Consider the following 20,547-nt stretch of genomic DNA (forward strand, 5'->3'; position numbering starts at 1 on the left):
GCGCGTTCCATCAATGGAAATGCCTGTGTGGGGACACCCTTGTTGATCAACTGTCCGGTGGCAGACACTGCGTATTCACCCACCGGGATGAAGCAGGTACTCAGTGAGTGTCGCCGCACACGCAACGATCCCCTCATGGAGCACCATTTCAAAGCCATGGGTATTTTCCGTCGGAATGGCGATGCAACCCACCCGAGCGGCCAGGCCAGCACTCAGGATGGCGCTCGCGTCGGAAGCAAAATCAACCAGGAGCGCTACTTGTGGGTGATAGCCCGAGCGCTGTGCAGCCTTGACCAGGGCGTCCACGACAGAGCGGGTGTAATAGCCCTTCTGATCCCCGGTGTTGATAATCGGGTCTGCCGATAAAACCGTCCCGTATTCCTCCAGCACCGGGCCCACCTCGACCGCGATCGTGGTGTCGCCTGGTACGCGGGCAGAGGCATAGAGCGCACCGGCGTTGGACTCTTCCTCAAGTGTCGTGCAGACGAACCAGACGTCTTGCTTGAGCGCATGCCTTTGGTTTTTCAACTGCTGCGCCGTGGTGATCACTGCCGCCAATGGCGCCCGGTCATCCAGAAAGTGAGCAGCGACTGTGTCTTTCACTTGGAACGGCTGACGCCAGTGTCGGCTGAGTACCACACGTACGCCGGGCCGGACACCGGCATACGCCAATTCCTCCTGGGAACAGCGGGTAATCACATGGACATCGCTCCACTTCACCGCTCCTGACAGCACATCCCGCCCCTGGGCAGAACCGCCACTGTTGTGCATGGAACCGTAAGACAGTACGCCGGGAAGGCATTGGCCATCGCCGAGTATGTCGACCGGACACACACCAAAGCAGATGGGCTGGGCACCGCCTAGCGCGACGACTTCAAGGTTACCGTCAGGCCTTACTTTCTTCACGATCATGGCAATTTCATCAAGGTGAGCCATGACCCTGATGGGCGATGCCTGCGAAGCCCCCCTCCGTAGCCTTGATCAGGCCCCGGACGTTGCCGGCCCCGTCGACAAAGGCCTCATCGCAGTGCTTGGCCAGCTCCTTGAGGCATATTTCCCGGACTTCGTCTTCCTGCCCGCCGGGACCGCGGGCCAGAAGCAGTACTTCGAGCAGCGGCAGAATGTCCATTGAAGGCATCGGATAGGTTCCTGTCACAACGCTTGAAAAACGTAGACCTCACCCGTTTCCCGTCCGTTCAAATAGTTCATTCGCACAAGCATCGCTGGTCAGTCCGGCCCCGAACGGAACGCTGCCGCTTTGAGGGCGACACCTGCGCCCTCCCGATATTTAGCTTGACGCCAGAGATGACGATCATCATATTCAGCAAAATATTACGACCATCATTTTGACGCCGGAGGATGTATGGAAGCCCAAACTTCATTGGCGATTGCCAGTACCCAACCGCACGCCTCCACACAACCATTGACCGGCAAAGTCGTAGCGCTGCTGGCAGGCCTGGCGGCGATCAGCATGCTGTCTACCAACATCATTCTCCCGGCGTTCGCGGATATCGGCGAAGACTTGGGCGTGACTGCTCGCGAGCTCGGCCTGACACTGTCCAGCTTCTTCATCACGTTCGCCTTGGGCCAGTTGGTGGTCGGGCCACTGGCCGACCGCTACGGGCGCCAGAAGCTGGTGCTTGGCGGCCTCTCGGTGTTCGTGGTCGGCACCGTCATCGCCGGCCTTGCCACCACCCTTGATGTGCTGATCGCCGGACGCGTCGTCCAGGCGTTGGGGGTGTGCGCAGCCTCGGTGCTGTCGCGCGCCATCGCCCGGGATCTGTTTGAAGGCGAGACGCTCGCCCGGGCCCTGTCGCTGACGATGATCGCCACGGCCGCAGCGCCGGGTTTTTCGCCGCTGGCCGGCAGCGTCCTGTCCGTCACGCTCGGCTGGCGCGCCATCTTCATCCTGGTGGGACTGGCCGCCGTGGTATTGGCCTTTTTCTACGTGCGCGACCTCGGAGAAACCCATCCCGCCGATCGCCGGGCGCCGCACTCGGCCAAGAGCGTGGTGCTCGCCTATGGCAGATTGGCGCTGGACAAGCGCTTCATCCTCCCAGCCCTTTCAATGAGCCTGCTGATGAGCGGCCTGTTCGCCTCCTTCGCGGCGGCGCCCGCCATCCTGATGCAAGGTATCGGCCTGACCTCTTTGCAGACCGGCCTGTATTTCGCCTCTACGGTATTCGTGGTGTTCGCAGCCGGCATGGCGGCCCCGCGCCTGGCGCATCGTCATGGCGCCCGAATCGCCACACTCGTGGGCATTGCCTGCGCCATGACCGGCGGTGGCCTGCTGCTCGTCGGTCCCGCCGCGCCTGGTCTTGGGTGGTATGCCCTCTCGATGATCACCTTCCTGTGGGGCATGGGCCTGGCCAATCCGCTGGGCACGGCAATCACCATGGGCCCTTTCGGCAAAGAAGCCGGGATGGCCTCTGCACTGCTGGGTTTTCTCTCCATGGGTGCGGCTGCGCTGACCACCTGGCTGGCCTCGGTCTTGAGTTTCGCGCCGGTCACGACGCTGGGTGGGATTCAGACGACGGCCTGCCTGGTGGCGCTGGTGCTGTTTCTGTTTCGGGGTCGTCTTTGAGGGCGTTTTCTCGGCCAAGCCAAAAGCTCACCTTCAGGCTCCGATCAATACACAGGCCAGGTTTCAACAATCTTCCCGCCGCGCACGGCCAGCAAATCGCCAAATTGCAGCAGCACGGATTCAGTCTGGGTCGGCCGTAAAAACACCTGGTCCTCCACGTTCAACCCTACGGCCGATGAGCCATTGGCCATTTCCTGATTGGAGCTGCGACCATAAAGCTCATTGCTTTGCAGCCCCTTGGGCGACTCGAACTCGGCCATCCAGTTACCGCCGTAGAGGAAGAATGTCGCGCGCTGATTAGGGTCCCACCAGGAGAACAATCGGGACTTGTCATCCAGGACTGGGAAGTTGACGGCCCCCGTGCTCTTTAGCACGGGCGTTGCAATAAAGGCCGCCGGCACATGCTCGGCCAGCGATGGCAGGTCGTAATGGGTCGGCTTGAGAAATGCCGTCCCCACCGAGACCTCGCTGCTCAAGCGTTCCTGCTCATGTATAGCGTAACTGGCGCTGCCAGCCGTATTGAGCGTGAGCCCTTCGTGCCAAAGCGCAGGGAAGTGCTCACGCAGGTAATTCACATGGCCGTTGTAAATGACCATCACCTTGTCGAACAGCGCCTGTGACGAACCGAGGACCCTGGGCACGCCCATGCCGACAAACGGGTCATACCCCATGAAACCTGAAAATTCGAGCTGCTGCGGATGGGCACTGATCAGCGTCAGCATCTCGCCGAGCAGCGCGTGGTCAGCGACTCCGCCACGGTGCAGGCCGACATCCAGCTCGATATTGATCCGCATCCGGATGCCCAGGCCTTGCGCCAATGCCAGGTAATCCATCAGCCGCCGGGGGGTGTCGAGCAACCATTGCAGTTGCCTGGAAGGGTCGAAGGTTCCCTTGTGGGTTTGGTAAAACACCTCGGCCGAGCGTACCGGTAAAGGCTTGCCGAGCAAAATGTCTGCCTCGGGAAAGGTCACCGCGTCGTGATTGAGAAACGGCTGATGAAACGACATCAGTCGCCGGGTATCGGTACGTTTGGCGATGTACGTCAGCAGTCCCGGTGATGGCAGGGATTTCTCCACCAGGCGCAAATGTTTACCAGCACGGGTGACGGATTGCTTGACCACATTGATATTGTGATCGAGCAGGTCCAGGTCAATCAGCATCACGGGGCGCATCGGCCCATGGCGCTTCAGCTCCTGGTTCAGCGCGCGGAAATACTCGTTGTAAGGGCTGCCGCGATCGCTCGGACGCAACAACGCCCCCGCCCCGACCATCAATGCACCCACTCCGGCGGCGCCGAGCATAAAGGTTCTACGATTCATCAGGACGCTCCCTCTGCGTGCGCAGTCAAGTGCACGTTACGGCAGCGGTACCCGGCTGTTGAGGCTATGGGAGGTCAGAAAGGGGACTTTGGCGGCCAGGCTTTGATCGAACCTTCTAACCCCTGGACGTTGCAATGAACCGCGTGATCGCCGCCACCACATCGGCGCCCCGTTCAAGATAGGGCACATGCCCGGAGTCCTCGATGAACTCGCCGCGTGCATCAGGCAGTTGCTGGAGCAGATTTTCCAGGGTCGCCGGCAGGAATACCTGATCATGCCGGCCCCAGATCAGCAACGTCCTCGAAGCAATCTGTGGCAGCCGTTCGAGCAGCACGTCCAGGCCTTCGCGTCGAAAATCCTCGACGACCCGCTGCACCGTGGCAAACCTCGACTTGCCGCTGGCCGCCATGGCCTGGGCCAGGCGTCCTCCTACCTCGGGCGGCGCCTTGAACACCAGGCTCCAGAAGCGCTTCATCTCCTCGACCGTACGATAGCCAAACACCGTCCCCGCCCCTTGCAGGCCGGCTTTCAATGTGGGGCCTAGCGTTTGCTCGCCCAGACCGGCAGGCGCCAGCAAGACCAGGTGACTGACACGCTGCGGGTGTTTGGCGGCATACAGCCCGGCCACGCACCCGCCCAAAGAACTGCCGACCAGCACGAAGGGCCCCTCGACGAGCGTTTCCAGCAAGCCTTCGAGCTCCGCCAGCATTGCCTGGGGTCCAAAGCCGGCACCCGCCTCGTACACGGATTGGCCATGCCCCGGCAAGTCGACGAAAACGCAATGGTGATGGCGCGCCATGCCCAGCATCGCAGGGCCCCACTGATCCTTGCTGGCGCCCAAGCCATGGAGCATGACCAGTGTCGTCCGCTGTTGCCGTGCAGGGCTTTGCAGATAGGCCAGGCGTCCATGCGCACCGCTGTGCCAGCGCAGCTTCAAACCGAACTGCCAGCGGTGGACCAGGCGCAAAGTGCCGAGCAGCAGTCGATCAACGCGGTTCATCCGCCACCCCTTGTCCTTTGCTAGCCGCCTTGAGGGAGAATCTTGCCGGCAGGCGCAGTTGGCATAGCGCCACACCTGACAGCGTCAACACGGCGCCAATCACCAGGCGCTGGCTGAAACCTTCGGCGAGCATGACCTGGCTGACAGCGATCGCGAACACCGGCACCAGGAGCAGGTACGGGCTCAATTGCTGCATCGAGTTGCGGCCGAGCAACCAGAACCACAGGCCGAACCCCAGCAGACCACCACTGAGCGCGGTGTAGAGCACCGCCCACCACGCCTGGGCGCTGGCCGTGTAGACGCGTGTCCATTGCTCGCCTTCCTGGACGAACGACCACAGCAACAGTTGCGGTGCGGCGATGACCGCCGTCCAGGCACTCAAGGCCAGCGGATCGAGGGGCCCGAGACGCTTGGTCAACACTGACCCGGCAGCGAATGCCAAGGCCGCCAGCGCCACCAGCAACATGCCGATAAACGTCCCGCCCGCCGATGGCGTAGCCAGTAGCACCAGGACGCCGGCGAACGCCAGCAGGATGCCCGCCAGGAGTCGCAGTTTCAGGACTTCCCCCAGTAACGCGAATGCCAGGACGAGGGTAAACGGTGCCGCCAGTTGATAGATGATCGCCGAGGTAGAGGCGTCTACCCGGGCGATACCGCAATACAGCAAACCGAAATGCAAGGTCCCGGTAATCGTGGCGATCAGGGCCACGGACGCCAACTGTTCACGTTTGACGCGCTTGAGCAGCGGCAGGAGAAACAGCGCCATGATCGCGTAGCGCATGGCGACCATGAGGATAGGCGGCAACTCGGCGCCGCCGATTTTCACTGCGGTAACCTGCGCGCCCCAGAGAAACGCGACCAGTAGCGCGAGCAATGAATCTTTCAATGGCATGACAGTTATCCCTTCTGAAATTGAATGGGCCGCAGGATTCTTTCCGGCTTGCCTGTCGCAAGGGCTGGGGGGTTAAGTCGACAGTGATGCTCACAGAGCCGGTCCAATGTCTCGCGCAGGGCCTGTTCCGCTTCAGGATCGTGGGCCAGTTGGGTCTGGAAGCACGGCGGAAATCCCGAGCCGACCAGAATCATTTTGTTGAGCAGGACATTCAGCGCGACCTGGGAGAAAACCGCCGTGTGCCCATAGCGTCGGCCGACGACCGCAATCGCCGCAAGCTTGTCGCGCAGCGGACGCTCCCGTGGCCGCAGGAAGCCATAGCCGACTCGTTCCAGAAACGCCTGGAAGCGACTGTTGGTGCCGTAGGCATGCATGACGGGGAGATAGAGCACCGCATCGGCGCGGTCCAGCCGCGCCACCAACTGCCCGACGTCGTCCTGCACTTGGCAGTCCTGGTCGGAACAGGCGTTGTCGGCGTCGCAGTAGTCGATCCGGTAATCCTTGAGCCAGATGTCATCGACCGCGACCTCCTCGCCCAGGTGGCGGCGCACCAGCGCCACCACCCGTGCACTGACACCACAAGGTCGGCTTGACCCGACAATGATGGTCAGATTCATGATTCAGGACGCCTCCCGCAACCCTTCTTCGCCAGCCAGGTAGGCGCGCAAAGCCTCTTCCATCAACTGCCCGGTCAGCCACAGCGTGACGCGTGCCACTTCCTTGATCTGACGACGATCCTCTTCGGTCTTCACCGCACGCTGCATCGCCATACGCACTTCCTCGGCGTGCTTCTCGTCGATGGTCGAGTGGGCGACGAAGAAGGTCATCTGCTCATCCTTCAAGCCCAGGTCGGCACGGAACCGTTCCAGGATAGGCTGGATGTGCTCGTAGACGTCCTCGGCCCAGTAGCTGTAGCCCAGGCGAGCGATCGGCCCCTTGCGGATAGCCACATCGTTGAGAAAGGCGATCAGTGCCTGGGTCGGCGCCAGGGGGGCCGGCATGGCCTGCGGCAGCAGCCCGACCGACTCCAGGTCACGCAGCACCATGCGCTCGTGACCCAGCTCTTCCAGGGCGTGCTTGTAGACGAAGCGCAGCAGCGTCGTTTCCTCTGGATCGGCACTGAAGGCGCAGGCGGCCTGGTTCACCGAGTTGTAGCGGGTGTAGTGGTAGACCTGCAGCATGAGCTGTTGGTAGAGGGCTGGCGGCGTTGGGTTGTCCAGGCTGAATTTCCAGTAGGCGCCCTGCTTGATCTGGGCCCAGCCTGCGTCGACGATAGCGTCGAGTTCCTTGAAGAATGCTTGCATTTCAATTGGCTCCTTTAACATTGAGGTAAACACTTTCGAGTTCCAGGTACACGAGGCTGTAGCGCCGCTCGACCTGTTCCCCGGTCCAGGTAACGTCATCCACCAGCACGCGCCCGCCCAGGCCGACATAGAGCGCAGCCAATTGGCCGCGGCACAGTGCCGAGATAAATCGCAGGTGGGTGTTGGCTTTCAGCCAAATGGCCGCTTGCAGGAGAAACATGCGCAGGTGCCGACCGCCGCGGTATCGCTCGTCCAGCACCAGGCGATTGGCATCGAAGGCATCCGTCGATTGTTCGAAATAGGCCTGCACGTCGACCGCTCGCTCGACGAAGCTCAGGCCATGGCCCAACGGCGTAACGCGCAATGTCCCGACCACTTCGCCCTTGTCCAGGTAGACCAAGTGATAGGACAAGGCGTCGCGCACCTGCTCCCTGCGCTCGAAGTCATCCTCCCGTGCCGGGTTGGTCCCCAGGTAGCGACTCCTGAGTTGCCGGACGGACTCGAACAGTTCATTGGCGTTGTCGATCACGCGAACAGACAGGCTCATCGCTGACCTCACTGGCCTTGACGCTGATCGACGATGCGCGCTTCTTTCCAGCTGAACCAACTGCCAAGGTTCACATGCTCGGCCAGATCGCCCACCACCATAACCGTCGCATCGACCCCCAGCCGTTCGCGCAGGCGCTCCTTGATCAGCAGCACCAGACGCCCACGATCGCCTTCGAAGAAGCGCGACATTTCCAGCTTGGCGATGACGGTGTCGCGATCATTGGCGCGACTGAGGATGATCTGGTAACCCAGGCATTGTTCGACGCCTTCAAGCAGCGCCTGCTCGATCTGTGCGGCCGAGAAGGCGCGATCGTTCAGTTGCACGGCATCCTTCACCCGACCGACGACCTTGACGGTCTGGCGCATCGATTGCGGATAGCCGGGGCGCGACTGGATCGAGACCAGGTCGCCCGTGCGGTAGCGAATCAACGGCTTGCTGCCAGGGATCAGCATGGTCACGCACAACTCACCGTCACCGGTGCAGCCCAGGCTTTCCCCGGACTTGGGATCAAGCACCTCGATGATGTAGTTGAGGCGATGCGGCACCAACTGGTCGTTGGCGTTGCAGGCCGCGATGATCATCGCTTCCTGGGAGCCATACAGGCTGTTGTAGGCCTGCGCGCCCCACAGGCTGTAGAGGTTGTTCTTCAATGCAGGGGTGCACAGCTCGCCGCTCATCATGAACGCGCGCAGGGCGAAGTCCTCGCGTGGGTTCAAGCCTTGGCGCTCGGCTTCCTTGGCCATGGCCAGCAACAGCCCCGGCGCCGATGCGAGCACACCGATCCGCAGGTCCTTGAGCAGTTGCAGTGCCTTGGGCCAGCCGATCACCGGTGAGTGCGGCCAGATCTTGGCGTTGCACAGGTCGAGCTGGGTGCAGACATCACCCAGGGTGTCACCGAAGGAATGGACCTCGGTAGGTCCCATGATGCCGACCACGGTCTTTTCGCCCGGGAAGTGCTTTTCGATCACGGCCTGGTAGGCCATCGCCAGCTGGCGATTGCTCGCGTAGCTTTCCTTGCGGTCCCGTGGGCATGGCGTGGCGGGCCCGGTGGTTCCCGTGGTCTCGTAATAGAAGATGCTGTCTTCCAGCGGACCGGACAAGATGTCGAAGCCTGCTTCGCGCAGATCATCCTTGGTCGTGAATGGCAGGGTGGCGAGGTCATCCAAGGTCAGCGAACGCTCGTCGACCTGGGCAAGGTGCCTGGAGTAGAACGGCGAGGACCGCTTCACGTGGCCGACCACTTCCCGCAACTGTGCCTGGTGCCAGGCCGCCAGCTCGGTGTCGCTGAGGATGTCGGTCCAATAGGCATGATAAATCGGATCGTACCGCTTCTTGAATGTCTCTAAATGCTCTTTCATTTCAGCCGCTCAGGTTTGATGGGTTACTGGAACTCAACGGCCGCTACGTTAGTAACAGAACTTACAAATACCCAGCTGCGCTATCTCGCAGTTGTGCGCGCACGAGTTTCTTGTTAAAAGCACGCGCGGTTACATACGCGTAGGGATAGCTCTTCGCCTCGTCGACATTCAGAAATGAATGAAATATTAATATTCCCTCAGCAGTTGACAGCCCCAGGGCACGCTGGTAATTTCGCCGCACTGCCAATTATTCCCGCAGTGCTTAGCCAAGACTGGGATGTCTAAAAATGTACTATCACCTTTCTGCTATCAGTTCCTCCCACAGCTATCCCGACAGCTGTTCCCGGGCCATTCTGGCCATCTTCAAAAGCAATATCTGGCGTCGCTAATCTAGCGAAGACCGGAGCCTGTCTGCTGCCTGCCAGCAACGTCCTGATCTTTCCCCTCTGAAATCGAAGGCGCTCGCGCCTTGTGCCCTGCGCAACAATTGGCTGCAATCCATTGCGAGCTTTTTAGTGCGCGCGACATGAACAGCGTCCGCCCCGTCTATTCAGAACATCCGTCAACACGCATTTAAAGTGCCTGCGCGCTTTATATTCCCGTGGCGCTCTCTTAATCGAGCGCCTGAATCGTTACACCTTGAATATGGTATTAACCGTGAATAAAAATCTAATTGGCGTGAATGTTCTTCGCCGCGAAGAACGTCGACCTACGGATGCACTTGGCATATATGCAAATGCACTGGAACAACTGGGTCGCGAGTCTGTTTTCATTCTTGAATCACTGTCCGGCCCAAGCCGTGATCGCCGGGCGACGATCATCGGGCTCGAACCGCTTTTCGAAGTGTGTATCAACGAGGGCCAGGCCCATCTGCGAGGCTGCGCCGCCCTGTGTGAACATCTGTCCGCCAGCCTGCGGCAAGCGGGCATGCAGGTCGACCCGCAACACAAGATCCATCTACCCGACAGCGAGTCGGCGTGGAACCTGCTCCGGGCGATCCAGGCAACGTTCCAACCGGCGGCCAATGCCCCTTCCAGCCTGGCCTTCTTCGGCTATTTCTCCTACGACTGCGTTCGCCTGATCGAGCGACTTCCCGATCTGGCCAAACAGACCTACGACTACCCGCTCATTGCCCTGTCGGTCTATCAGACCCTGGTTTATTTCCACAGCAATGGCATCGTCGAAACCCTGATCAACAACCACGATCTCTGGTCGCCCCGTACGTTGGAGGACTACCCCTTCCTGAGCACAACCCCGGCAGCCGAGTCGCTGGCTCCGCTACCGTACCCCGAGGGCTTCGAGGAAGAGCGCACGGTGACCCCGGAGCAATTCGTCGAGCGTGTCGAAGTGGCGATGGAGCACATCCGCGCCGGCGACGTCTACCAGATCCAGCTCGGCCATGAGATTCGCATCCGCTCGCAGGTTTCACCGTTCGACGTGTACCAGAACCTGCGCCTGCGCAACCCTTCCCCTTACATGTACCTGGCTCACGTAGGTGGTATCGACCTGATCGGCGCCAGCCCCGAGCTGTTCGTCAGGATCAAGGACGACTTGATCGAGATGCGCCCGATCGCCGGCACCGTGGGCAAGAAACCTGGCGTCGATCCGACTCAGTTGGTCCTGGAGCTGACCCGCTCCGAGAAGGAGCGCGCCGAGCACCTGATGCTCATCGACCTGTGTCGCAACGATATCGGTCGCGTGTGCCAGGCGGGTTCGCTGGAGGTCGATGAGTTCATGCTGGTGGAAGAGTATTCGCACCTCTACCACATGGTGTCGAACGTTCGCGGCTTGCTGCGCCCAGGCCTGGATGCCTACGACGTGATCAAGGCTTCGTTCCCCGCAGGCACCATGTCCGGCGCGCCCAAGGTCAGGGCGATGGAGCTGATCGAGGGAATGGAGAGCAACCGCCGGGGCATTTATGCCGGGGCCCTTGGCCTGGTCGGTTTCGATGGCAGCGTCAACACCGCATTGTGCATTCGCTCGACGGTCTTCGACGAGGGCACGTACCACTTGCGTGCATCCGCCGGGGTGGTAGCCGATTCGGTGCCAGAGCTTGAGTGGAAAGAGACGCTGTACAAGATGGGTTCCGTTTACCGGGCAGTGACCGGCCAGGAGATCGCACTGTGAAAGTATTCTTGATCGACGCCTATGACAGCTTCGTCTTCATCATCAGCCAGTATCTGGAACAACTGGGGCTGGAAACCCATGTCGAGCGCCACGACGTACCGGACCTCATCCAGCGCATTGAAGCGTTCTCGCCGGATTTCTGCGTGCTGGGCCCTGGGCCTGGGCATCCGGCCGACGTGGGCTACATCGAAGTGATCAGGCACTTTCAGGGGCGCCTGCCGCTGTTGGGTGTGTGCCTGGGTCACCAGGCCATCGGCCTGGCCTTCGGTGCCCAGGTTTGCCGGGCCCCACACGTGATGCACGGCAAGGTGAGCACGATCGAGAACGATGGCAAGGGCGTCTATGACCACACCCAGGCACATGCGATTCGGGCGACCCGCTACCACTCGTTGATGATCAGCGAGCAGCCGCTACCCGACTGCCTGGAGATCACGTCCAGATCCACGGACGACGGCTATGTCATGGGCGTGCGCCATCGCCACCTGCCGGTGGAGGGCGTGCAGTTCCACCCTGAAAGCATCCTCACCGAAAACGGCCTGGACCTGTTCCGCAGTTTCATCCGGTGTCACGTGCACAAGTGATCCTCCCGGAAGGGGCATGCGCCCCTTCCTTCCCCGTACTGCGACTGCTTCATTCCTGCTACAACTAGAGCGATCCGTTTATGGACAAACACCACTCCCCCGCCTGCGGCCGGACCCAGGCCGAGCGTGCCGCTACGCTGACCGCCTTCACGAGCCTCGCCAAGGATGCCAACCGTTGCGATTGGGAGCGCCTGCTGAACAAAGTGCTGCGCCAACTCGGCTTCGGCAGCTACCTCATCAGCCTGGGGCCGGTAGCGCCGAGGGATACCGACCCTCTGGCCGGCCTCATCACCACCTTTCCCAAACGCTGGCTGGAACACTACCGCTGTGACGGGCTGATCGAGATCGACCCGATACTCAGGCACTGTCGACGCGAACTGGTGCCGCTTTTCTGGGACAGCGAGCGACGGCGCGCCCGGGGACGCTCCCGGCACTTCTGGGAGCAACGCGAGCAACACGGCCTGCGCAGCGGCGTGAGTATCCCGCTGCGCTACGAAATGCTCAGGGGAACACTGAGCGTGGCCTTCGACGACACACAGATCACCGAACAAAAGGGTTTTTCCAACCCCGCCGTTTACCAACTGTTCATGCTCATCCCCTACCTGCTCGCCGGGATACGACATCAGTTGCAGCGGCCTGCCCAACCGCGCCAGGACCTGACGCCCAAGGAAATGGACTGCCTGTACTGGGCCAGCGAAGGCAAGACCACTTGGGAGATCAGCCACATCCTGACCTGCTCCGAACGCACCATCGACTTCCACCTGCTCAATGCCCGACGCAAGCTGGGTTCGGTAAGCCGCCAGCAGGCCGTCAGTGCCGCGGTGGCCTGTGGGCTGGTCATGCCGACCGTTATCTCGCCGACTTACCGATGCCAGGAATGAGCACAAAAGTGGTTTCTACGACAGTCCATCCTCAGGGATAACCTGATGGCATATTCAAGTCAGCAATGGCAAGCTTCCGACCTGCAGCGCAGGCCCTTGTACAGCCGGGCAGCACGTTCATTCCCCGAAGCCTGCAGCCATTGACCTCGGGTATCCATCACCTGTTATTGAACTGAAACAAGGATGTCGGCATGAAAATCTCTCTTGGTCTCGTCGCCCTGGCCGGGTGCCTGTCCACCTTTACTGTTTCGGCCGCTGGCTCGAGCCACAGCGATTTGTTCAAGGCCCTGGCGCAGTGCCAGGCCAACGCGCAGCAGGTGGGCGAGTTCAACGACCTGGTTGATGCCGAGCAACTGACGCTCACCAAGGATGAAGCGCACAGCCCGTGGGGCGGCGGCGCCTGGCAAGCCACCCCGGCGTTGAAGGTGCACGGCGTGTCGTCGACCACCCTGGTGATGACCGACCGCTTCAGCTTCTTCCTCCAGGCCAAAAGCAGCAGCCCGAAGGCCGATGCAGAGAAGCTCGCCAGCACCCTGAAACTGCAAAAGACCCTGGATACCGACGGCTACGTTGACTATCAGCGCAGCCTCGGTAACGGCGCTACCCTGCGAGTGGTCTCCACGGAAGACAAGGACAGCGATCTCTACGTGGGTTGCAGCTATGAGCAGGATGCTTCCTGAGATCCGGTGATACCCTCTCTCCGGAAATACAGAAAGGCAGAGTCATCAACGTCCGGACACTGGACCGCTCGGGCGTTTTACATCGCGTTTTTTTTGCCTGACCGAACCAGGGCTGGCAAGGCGGCTTGGTTCAGACACTCTGGACGTACGCAGTAACCGGCTGATTTCCTCCGCGCTGACCGCCTTGCTGAAAAAGTGCCCCTGAATTTCATCGCAGCCGTTTTCACGCAGGAAGGTTTGCTGCTCCTCGGTTTCCACACCTTCGGCAATGACCTTGAGGTTCAGCTTGTGCCCCAACGAAATCACGGCGGTGGCGATGGCTTTGTCGTTCTCGTTGTCGGGTAGATCGCGCACGAAAGACTGGTCGATCTTGAGCCTCGCGATCGGGAAGCTTTTCAATGCCGCGAGGCTGGAATAGCCGGTGCCGAAGTCGTCGATCGAGAGGCTGATCCCCATGGCTTGCAGGGCCTTCATTTTGCTGATGGCTTGCTGAAGGTCTTGCATGATCAGGCTTTCGGTCAGCTCCAGCTCGAGGTACATCGGGTCCAGTCCGGTTTCCTGCAAGGCATGCATCACTCGGTCGATCAGGTCCCTTTCGATGAACTGGCGAGCCGAAATGTTCACCGACATGGTGATCGGCGGCCAGCCGGCATCCTGCCACGCCTTGTTCTGCCTGCAGGCGGTATGAATCACCCAGTCGCCGATGGGTACGATCAGCCCGGTCTCTTCGGCCTGGGGAATGAACTTGATGGGAGAGACCATGCCCAGCTCGGGATGCTGCCAGCGGATCAATGCCTCCACGCCGATGATCTGGCCTGACTGCAAATCCACTTGTGGCTGGTACAACAACAGGAACTCGTCGTTGTAGAGTGCGCTTCGCAGCCCATCTTGCATGGCGAGCTTGCCCTGGACCTTGTTATTCATCTCGCTCGTATAGAACTGGAAGCTGTTGCGCCCCAGCTCCTTGGCCCGGTACATGGCGGCGTCCGCATTGCTGAGCAACGTGTCGGTATCGCCGCCGTCGGCCGGGTACGTGGCCAATCCCATGCTGCAGGTGACGTGGAGCGTATGACCGCTCAGTTGAATCGGCCGCAGGATGGCTTCCTGGATTTTGTGCAGGACTGGCGTCACGCCGTCCAGGTCCGAGGGCTGGTCGAACAGGATGATCACAAACTCGTCGCCACCCAGTCGCACGACGGTGTCGGTACGCCGTACACACCCCAGCAGGCGCTGGGCGACGGTTTTCAGCAGTTCGTCCCCGGCACTGTGCCCAAGGCTGTCATTCACCAGTTTGAACTTGTCCAGGTCGAGGAACACCACTGTCACCAGCCGGTTATAGCGCTGGGCATAAAGCATCGCCTGCTTGAGGCGGTCTTCGAGCAGCGTGCGATTCGGCAGCCCGGTCAGTGCATCATGGTCGCCCATGAAGCGAATGCGTTTTTCGGTCAGTTGGCGTTCTATCGCAATGCCGGCAAGCGGTGTCGCCAGGTCAATCAGTTGCGTCTCGGCCGCGCTGGGGCTACGCACGGTGTTGGCATACAAGGCAAACGTACCCAAGACCTTTCGCTCATGGGACAGGATCGGCGTCGACCAGCAGGCGCGAAATCCATAGGGCGCAACGAGTGAACGGTATGCTTCCCATAGTGGATCCTGCTCGATGTCCGTGACGATTACCGGCTCTCGTCGATAGGCCGAGGTGCCACATGAACCAACGTTCGGACCGATTTCAATTCCATCGATGAGCTGGCAATAGGCTTTCGGCAAACTGGGTGCAGCCCCATGCAGCAGGTGCTTGCCCTCCTCGTCCAGCTGCAGGATGGACACCTTCATGCCCTCCAGTTGGGACTCGACCAGGTGAGCCAGGCTGTCGAGGACTTCTGTAAGCTCGGTGCTCCTGGCGATCAGCTCCAGGACATGACCTTGTCCGGTACGGATGATCGCTTCTTGCTCCAATCGGTCGTTTTGCACGGCAAGCCGTTCTGTGGCGATACTCAGTTGGGCCGTTCTTTTCTCCAGTTGAAGCCGGTCTTCGAGAAATTGATTCACCGCCCGCGCCATGTTGCCGATCTCGTCCTTCCCATGGTCGGCCATCATCAAATGCGTTTTGTCCGTGTGTTCCTGACGCAATTGCCGGCTTATTTCATTCAGGCGCACGAGCACATGACGGCCCATGAAAACCCGGGTCACGAACCAGGCGAACACCAGGCTGGCGCCCAACATGATCAGCACCCATTGCTGGCTGCGATTCGAGGCCTCGACCAGACGCTGCACCGCTTCGCGATAGTCCTGGGTGTAGGCGCTCGATTGCGTACGGGCCACCGCGACGAGGCCCCCGGCCTCGTTCTTGAGTTGCTCGTTGAAGCGCTGCAGGACGTTATGTTGATCGATGAGCGTCTGGCGCAGGGAGAAGAGATCCTGCGTCTGCACGTCAGCGTCGGATAATGCGCCTGCGGTGCGTGGCAGGCGCTCATATCGGGCCCGCAGCTGTTGCACGGCCTCACTGTCAACCGCCTGCGGCAGATCGAAAAGCAGCACCGCCAGCTCCAGGCTGGCCCGGGTGTTGGTCGCCGTCAATCGAGCGGTGTGATCCTCCAGGGCCTGCTCGAAGGTGACCTCGGTTTGCAGCAGGCTTTCTCGCAGTTGCGCAACAATGTTGGCGGTATTGCGGAACATCTGACTCGACTGATGCATGTCGAGTATCGCCACGCCACTGTTTGCGGCAGTCAGTTGCTGCACCAGTTGATCGAGCGCTTCAAGCTGTTCGACGGTCGCCGCATAGCTTGAGCGCAGGATGTCCGGGGAACGGGTGGTCAGAAGCTGGTCGGTCTGGCGTTCGATCAGCAAGGTGCGCTGCACCATGTCTTGCCCATTTTGCATGCGGACCAGTCGTTCATCCGTCAACTGGCGAGTGGCGCTGTTTGAGGTGCGCAGTGCGTAGACCGCCGTAGCACCGCCTGCCAGGATCAGCAGCGCCAGCGTCAGGAACGCCAGGGTGAATTGTGCGCGCAGCGATTGTGGCAAGAGCTGGCGTCCAAACCGGGAAGTCATATCCAACGTCAGGGATTCCATTGGTGGCGATAGATGTCTCGATAGCCATTGTCAGGATCGTACTGGAATTTTTTCCCGCCATCGAAGGCGATATTGTCGTTATTGACCAAATGAATCGGCGCGACGAAGCCGCTCACTGGCTGACCTGCAAACAGCCGGTTCAATTCATCCATCACTTGCCAGCCGTGCTGGTTGAGCGGCTCGGCCACCGTAACGGTCTGGTAGGTCTTTGCCTGTATGCGCAGGAAAGCCGAAGCGCTGCCGTCACCGGCAGACAACAGGCTGATGCCATCACTGGGTATGGCGGCGCTGGTCAGCGAGGCAATCGAGTAGTCGAAATAGATGTCATTGATAGCCAGCGTATGGGTCCAGCGCTTGCCATAGCGCTGAAGCAATTCCTTGGTGATCGCCGGCATCTTCTCGCCACTTTCGGAGATCGCCACATCGCGCACCTCCAGCAACGTACATTCACGACAGGCCCGAATGACGTCTTCCATGGCCTTGGCTTTCGCCATGGCAATGCTGTACTTGGAGTCGGTCAGGATGACCACGCCGGCGCGTCCGTTTGACTGCGCCACTGCCGCCATGGCCGTGAGGCGCGCCACTTCAAGCGGGTCGGTGGTGACGTTCATGGCCACCGGCGTACCGTCAATCGGCCCCGGGCGTACTCCGGCGTGCCAGCCAACCACCGGTACCTCCTTGTTGGCGAAGAGCAGCAGCGCCGCCTTGTTCTCAAGGGCATCGGAGCCACACAGAATAAGGCCGTCGGGCTTCGCGGCCAGGGCATCGGAGAACGCCTTTGCGCGTCCGGCCGATGAGCCGGCACCATCGAATATCTTCAGCGTCCAGCCCAACGCGCTGGCGGCCTCCCGGGCACCCTGCGCGACACCGACAATGCCTCCGTTACGCAAATCTTCTGCGACAAGCGCGATGTTCTTGCCCCGCTGGGCTTGCGGGCCGGATTCAGGGCCGCTCCAGCGAACGGCGCCAAGGGTGGCCTTGGAAACGATTTCCTGCGCTTGAATCACCGTGACCGTGGCTTTTTCGAGACCCGCTGCGGTTGGCAGGTCCTGACCGTATCCGGAAGTGGCCATGAAAACACAGGAAACCGCTATTGAGGCCATTCGCAGTCGCCAGCGCCTTACTAACCTGGGCCCAATCGAACAGGTTCGATCACCGCATGTGATGCCGTGTCTGGGGCCGGTGGTGCGATCAATGTCTGGCATGACGTCCCTTTTTGCCAAGAATGCAGTGTTCCGAAAGAATAGTCGGTTCTGCTGCCATCAGCTCCTTTGTGGGTAAAGGGAATTTCCAGCGGGAGCGAGCCCGTTCCCACAGGTTTCGTTTCTTAACTGAGCGGCATTTCCCTTTATCCCACCCCTTTCCTTTTTAACGCCTGAATATCGGTGCCTGCAGGCTATCCCGACCGCTCCTCAAAGCGTCTACTACAGCCGCCATGGCGCCAAGTTATTGGCATAAAAACCAACCCAATAAAAATAAATTAATACAGTGACGGTTTCCCGACGCACGGTACCAATGTGCCATTGCTGGGGGTTCAAATCGAAGCTCATCATCCGCAAGCAACCCCGCAAAACGTTTAGGCCACCGACCTGGACTACAGGAAGTAATCAATCGCATCACTCAATGGAGCAACACCGAGATGATGACTGTTTATTTTGTTGTGATGACGATCTGCAGTGGCTTCGAAGGCTGTGTCGATGAACGACAACCAGGGCCAACCTTTGCTTCCAAGGCAATGTGCATGGAGACGGCCAGAGTCATGGCGCCGCGCAAAGGGGTGAAGTTCAAGTGTCGCAAAGAACGTACGTTGGTGGTCCATGAGACACTGCCGGTAGAAGGTTACGGCAAGATTGTCTCCACCAAGACCGCAGCCCAGCCTTAGCAATATGTTTTTCGCCGGAAGGGTCCGGCGGAGGAAAGGGCCGGGCTTATACGCACAGCATTGGCAGAGGCCTCAGCCAGGTAAAGACGCATCAAGCATGTTCTTACGTGATACCTGCTAGCAGAAACCCTGATTGGTTTGGAGGACAACGTTGGTCTTATCTTGTTTCTAAAACATCACCACGGTGAATACCGCCTGCAAAAGTGCATCCAATGTTTAGAACGATAAGACCAATGTCATCAACCCCAACCAGACGCGAGTGCCCTCATGATTAAAATGCTAGCTGCCGTACGCCGCAAACCCGGCATGACGCATGCTGAGTTCTTGAACTATATAGAACACCAGCATGGAGAAATCGCCCGGGCTAACCCCTTGGGCGTCAAACGATACGTGCAAAATCATGTCATCGACTCGGCGTTTGGCGTTGACTCCGATAACGTCTACACACAAACATTTCACCGGGACTCCGTCACGGAATTATTTTTTGATGATATGTCAGGTTTGATTCACACCTTCAGCGATCCCTATACCCAACAAACTGTTGGGCCTGATGCAAAAAACTTCGCCGACCTGTCAAAACAGGCCGCTCAGTTGATGGATGAAGTCGAGATATCCAATGCCGGTGCCGCCCCCTCCAAATGGAAGGCGATCGTCTTCCTGAAAAAGAACCCAACGGTGCAACTGGAGGCCTTTTTCACCGCCTGGGAATCAGCTCACGACACGGTTGCCAATCAATACCCGGACTTCCAAAAAGCGCTTCGTCGGCACACTCGCTCCAGATACCTCCCCGAGGGTGACCAAGTGACATCCTATTTCGGGCCAGACATCGCGGTATACGAAGGCACCTCCAGCCTGTGGTTTGAAAATGAAGCCGATCTTTCTGTTTTTCGTCAGTATCAGCGAGCACTGTTCCAGCAGCTGTCTGACGTAGGGGTCTTGCTACCGTCGGAATCTTTTTTCGTATACGTCAAGGAGGTCATCATTTTCGATCTGGGCCAGTAAACATTTAATGAGTTAATTAACTGCATCAAGTCCACTGCCCCTCTTCGAACTGGATGCTGAAGTGATTCAAGGGCATCCAGCCGAAGGGACTGAATCACTCAGATAGGTTCAGCCAACGTAGCAGTGGACTCTCGCATGATCTGGGCATGCTCATCCTTGTCACCCGCACTTTTTTCTATCTCGCACAGCCGTGCAGAGTTCTCGACCACCAGTTGGCAACGCTCCCAACGCCGCGCTTCGAACCGGCTCAGGGCAGCCTGTAGATCGCTGTCGGCGAACAGTTCTTCAGCAAGCACGATGGCACTCTCGATGCCAATCCCGGCCCCGGACGCCAGATGGGGTGTGGTGGCATGCACCGTGTCCCCGATCATCACAACGCGGCCCTTATGCCAAGGCAACGGCACCAACAAATTGGCCAGCGGACGGTAGTCGATATTGGCACCCGGTTCGAACAGTTGCGGCACAAGCGTTTGCAGGATCGGGGCGGGGAACTCACCCAGCAGACGCGCCATTTCGCCTGGCCAACTGGCCGGATCGATCCACTCGGAAAACTCGCGGTTTTCCATGAGGAACATGTACATATGCGTTTCAGAAATCGGATTGACGCCGACCTTGGTGCGCCCCAGCCAATGACTGGGCCGTACGATTTCCGGCGGACGTTTCAGCACCGCGCGCCAGACGCTCTGATGAATGGGTTTTGGCGAGGGTGCTTCCGGGAAAAAGTCCTTTCGTGTGCGCGAATGCACACCGTCAGCGGCGACGACCAGATCATAGCGTTCAGTGGTCCCGTCGGTGAAAGACACTTCAACGCCATCGTCACGCTCGATGACGCTGTCATAGGTGATGCCGAGGCGTACTCGGGTACCCACTTCCCGCGTCCTGTCGGCAAAGATTCGAGCCAGCACCGGGCGCAGGATACCGCCACCACAGGGAATCGGTTTATCGCTGACCGGCGGTCGAAGCGCCAATTGCACGATCAGGTCGCCCACCGGTGAAAACACGTCGAAATTGGTCGACAGGTACCCTTCCCCAGCGACCCTTTCCAGAATCCCAACCGTATCAAGTGCTCGCAGCGTGGGCCCACTGAGCGTAATTCCCGCTCCCAAAGGACACCACAAAGGGTCGATTTCGACGAGGTCCACTTCGATGCCCTGACGGGCGAGCTGGATAGCCGCGGTCATACCGGAGAACCCTCCTCCGATCACCAGGACCTTACTGACTGCTGCAATCATCACGCTCTCCTAATTATTCTTATTCACTCGGGCAGACATTGCATGGCGCACCGACAAGCGCTGCGGCGTCATCGCGTCAATGCCGC

Annotated in this window: 17 protein-coding genes and 1 pseudogene; 7 read left to right on the forward strand and 11 right to left on the reverse strand. The window is 59.7% G+C overall.

What is annotated here, in order from left to right:
- Positions 1-75 precede the first annotated feature (75 nt).
- Positions 76-1,138 (reverse strand): annotated as a pseudogene (locus AB4O22_RS14085) (M28 family peptidase).
- A 225-nt stretch (positions 1,139-1,363) separates the two neighbouring features.
- Between AB4O22_RS14085 and AB4O22_RS14090 the strand changes: the two are divergent.
- Complete coding sequence (locus AB4O22_RS14090) at positions 1,364-2,584, forward strand: multidrug effflux MFS transporter (RefSeq protein WP_460096527.1); 1,221 nt, start codon at positions 1,364-1,366, stop codon at positions 2,582-2,584.
- Between the two features lie 44 nt (positions 2,585-2,628).
- Here AB4O22_RS14090 and AB4O22_RS14095 read toward each other — a convergent pair whose 3' ends face one another.
- The 7 genes from AB4O22_RS14095 to AB4O22_RS14125 form a co-directional block, all read right to left on the reverse strand.
- Entirely contained in the window at positions 2,629-3,834 is a 1,206-nt protein-coding gene (locus AB4O22_RS14095) for a DSD1 family PLP-dependent enzyme (RefSeq protein ID WP_460097821.1), read from the reverse strand.
- A 184-nt stretch (positions 3,835-4,018) separates the two neighbouring features.
- Entirely contained in the window at positions 4,019-4,903 is an 885-nt protein-coding gene (locus AB4O22_RS14100) for an alpha/beta fold hydrolase (RefSeq protein ID WP_460096529.1), read from the reverse strand.
- Positions 4,890-5,795 (reverse strand): DMT family transporter, encoded by a 906-nt coding sequence (locus AB4O22_RS14105; protein ID WP_003200651.1) that lies wholly within the window; start codon positions 5,793-5,795, stop codon positions 4,890-4,892. Before AB4O22_RS14105 ends, AB4O22_RS14100 begins: the two co-directional genes overlap by 14 nt.
- A 5-nt stretch (positions 5,796-5,800) precedes the next feature.
- Positions 5,801-6,412, reverse strand: coding sequence for a flavodoxin family protein (locus tag AB4O22_RS14110; RefSeq protein ID WP_003200650.1), 612 nt, complete (start codon positions 6,410-6,412; stop codon positions 5,801-5,803).
- A gap of 3 nt (positions 6,413-6,415) precedes the next feature.
- The gene (locus AB4O22_RS14115; protein ID WP_003200648.1) at positions 6,416-7,099 is read right to left on the reverse strand and encodes an iron-containing redox enzyme family protein; all 684 of its coding nucleotides are present in this window, start codon (positions 7,097-7,099) and stop codon (positions 6,416-6,418) included.
- Between the two features lies 1 nt (position 7,100).
- Complete coding sequence (locus AB4O22_RS14120; RefSeq protein ID WP_223471223.1) at positions 7,101-7,646, reverse strand: GNAT family N-acetyltransferase; 546 nt, start codon at positions 7,644-7,646, stop codon at positions 7,101-7,103.
- Positions 7,647-7,654: 8 nt separating this feature from the next.
- Positions 7,655-9,007 carry a phenylacetate--CoA ligase family protein gene (locus tag AB4O22_RS14125; protein WP_460096532.1) on the reverse strand — a complete coding sequence of 451 codons (1,353 nt, stop codon included), beginning with the start codon at positions 9,005-9,007 and terminating at the stop codon, positions 7,655-7,657.
- 645 nt (positions 9,008-9,652) lie between these two features.
- On the opposite strand from AB4O22_RS14125, the gene AB4O22_RS14130 reads away from it, so the two are divergent.
- The 4 genes from AB4O22_RS14130 (at position 9,653) to AB4O22_RS14145 (ending at position 13,276) form a co-directional block, all read left to right on the forward strand.
- Positions 9,653-11,134: an anthranilate synthase component I family protein gene (locus AB4O22_RS14130; RefSeq protein WP_460097822.1), complete on the forward strand. Its 1,482-nt coding sequence runs from the start codon at positions 9,653-9,655 to the stop codon at positions 11,132-11,134.
- Positions 11,131-11,715, forward strand: coding sequence for an anthranilate synthase component II (locus AB4O22_RS14135; RefSeq protein WP_003200640.1), 585 nt, complete (start codon positions 11,131-11,133; stop codon positions 11,713-11,715). Before AB4O22_RS14130 ends, AB4O22_RS14135 begins: the two co-directional genes overlap by 4 nt.
- Before the next feature lie 80 nt (positions 11,716-11,795).
- The gene (locus tag AB4O22_RS14140) at positions 11,796-12,596 is read left to right on the forward strand and encodes an autoinducer binding domain-containing protein (protein WP_223471225.1); all 801 of its coding nucleotides are present in this window, start codon (positions 11,796-11,798) and stop codon (positions 12,594-12,596) included.
- 191 nt (positions 12,597-12,787) lie between these two features.
- Positions 12,788-13,276 (forward strand): hypothetical protein, encoded by a 489-nt coding sequence (locus AB4O22_RS14145; protein ID WP_460096533.1) that lies wholly within the window; start codon positions 12,788-12,790, stop codon positions 13,274-13,276.
- Positions 13,277-13,321: 45 nt separating this feature from the next.
- On the opposite strand, the gene AB4O22_RS14150 is transcribed toward AB4O22_RS14145, so the two are convergent.
- Both AB4O22_RS14150 and AB4O22_RS14155 read right to left on the reverse strand, forming a co-directional pair.
- On the reverse strand, positions 13,322-16,345 hold the full coding sequence (locus AB4O22_RS14150) for an EAL domain-containing protein (RefSeq protein WP_460096534.1): 3,024 nt from the start codon (positions 16,343-16,345) through the stop codon (positions 13,322-13,324).
- Positions 16,333-17,352 carry a substrate-binding domain-containing protein gene (locus tag AB4O22_RS14155; protein ID WP_028236553.1) on the reverse strand — a complete coding sequence of 340 codons (1,020 nt, stop codon included), beginning with the start codon at positions 17,350-17,352 and terminating at the stop codon, positions 16,333-16,335. The genes AB4O22_RS14150 and AB4O22_RS14155 overlap by 13 nt, the downstream gene beginning before the upstream one ends.
- Before the next feature lie 734 nt (positions 17,353-18,086).
- On the opposite strand from AB4O22_RS14155, the gene AB4O22_RS14160 reads away from it, so the two are divergent.
- Entirely contained in the window at positions 18,087-18,227 is a 141-nt protein-coding gene (locus AB4O22_RS14160; RefSeq protein WP_155252598.1) for a hypothetical protein, read from the forward strand.
- Between the two features lie 267 nt (positions 18,228-18,494).
- Positions 18,495-19,229 (forward strand): EthD domain-containing protein, encoded by a 735-nt coding sequence (locus AB4O22_RS14165; protein WP_460096535.1) that lies wholly within the window; start codon positions 18,495-18,497, stop codon positions 19,227-19,229.
- A gap of 98 nt (positions 19,230-19,327) precedes the next feature.
- Here AB4O22_RS14165 and AB4O22_RS14170 read toward each other — a convergent pair whose 3' ends face one another.
- Positions 19,328-20,461: an FAD-dependent oxidoreductase gene (locus AB4O22_RS14170; RefSeq protein WP_223471233.1), complete on the reverse strand. Its 1,134-nt coding sequence runs from the start codon at positions 20,459-20,461 to the stop codon at positions 19,328-19,330.
- Positions 20,462-20,547 lie beyond the last annotated feature (86 nt).

The organism is Pseudomonas sp. S3_B11 (assembly GCF_054667715.1).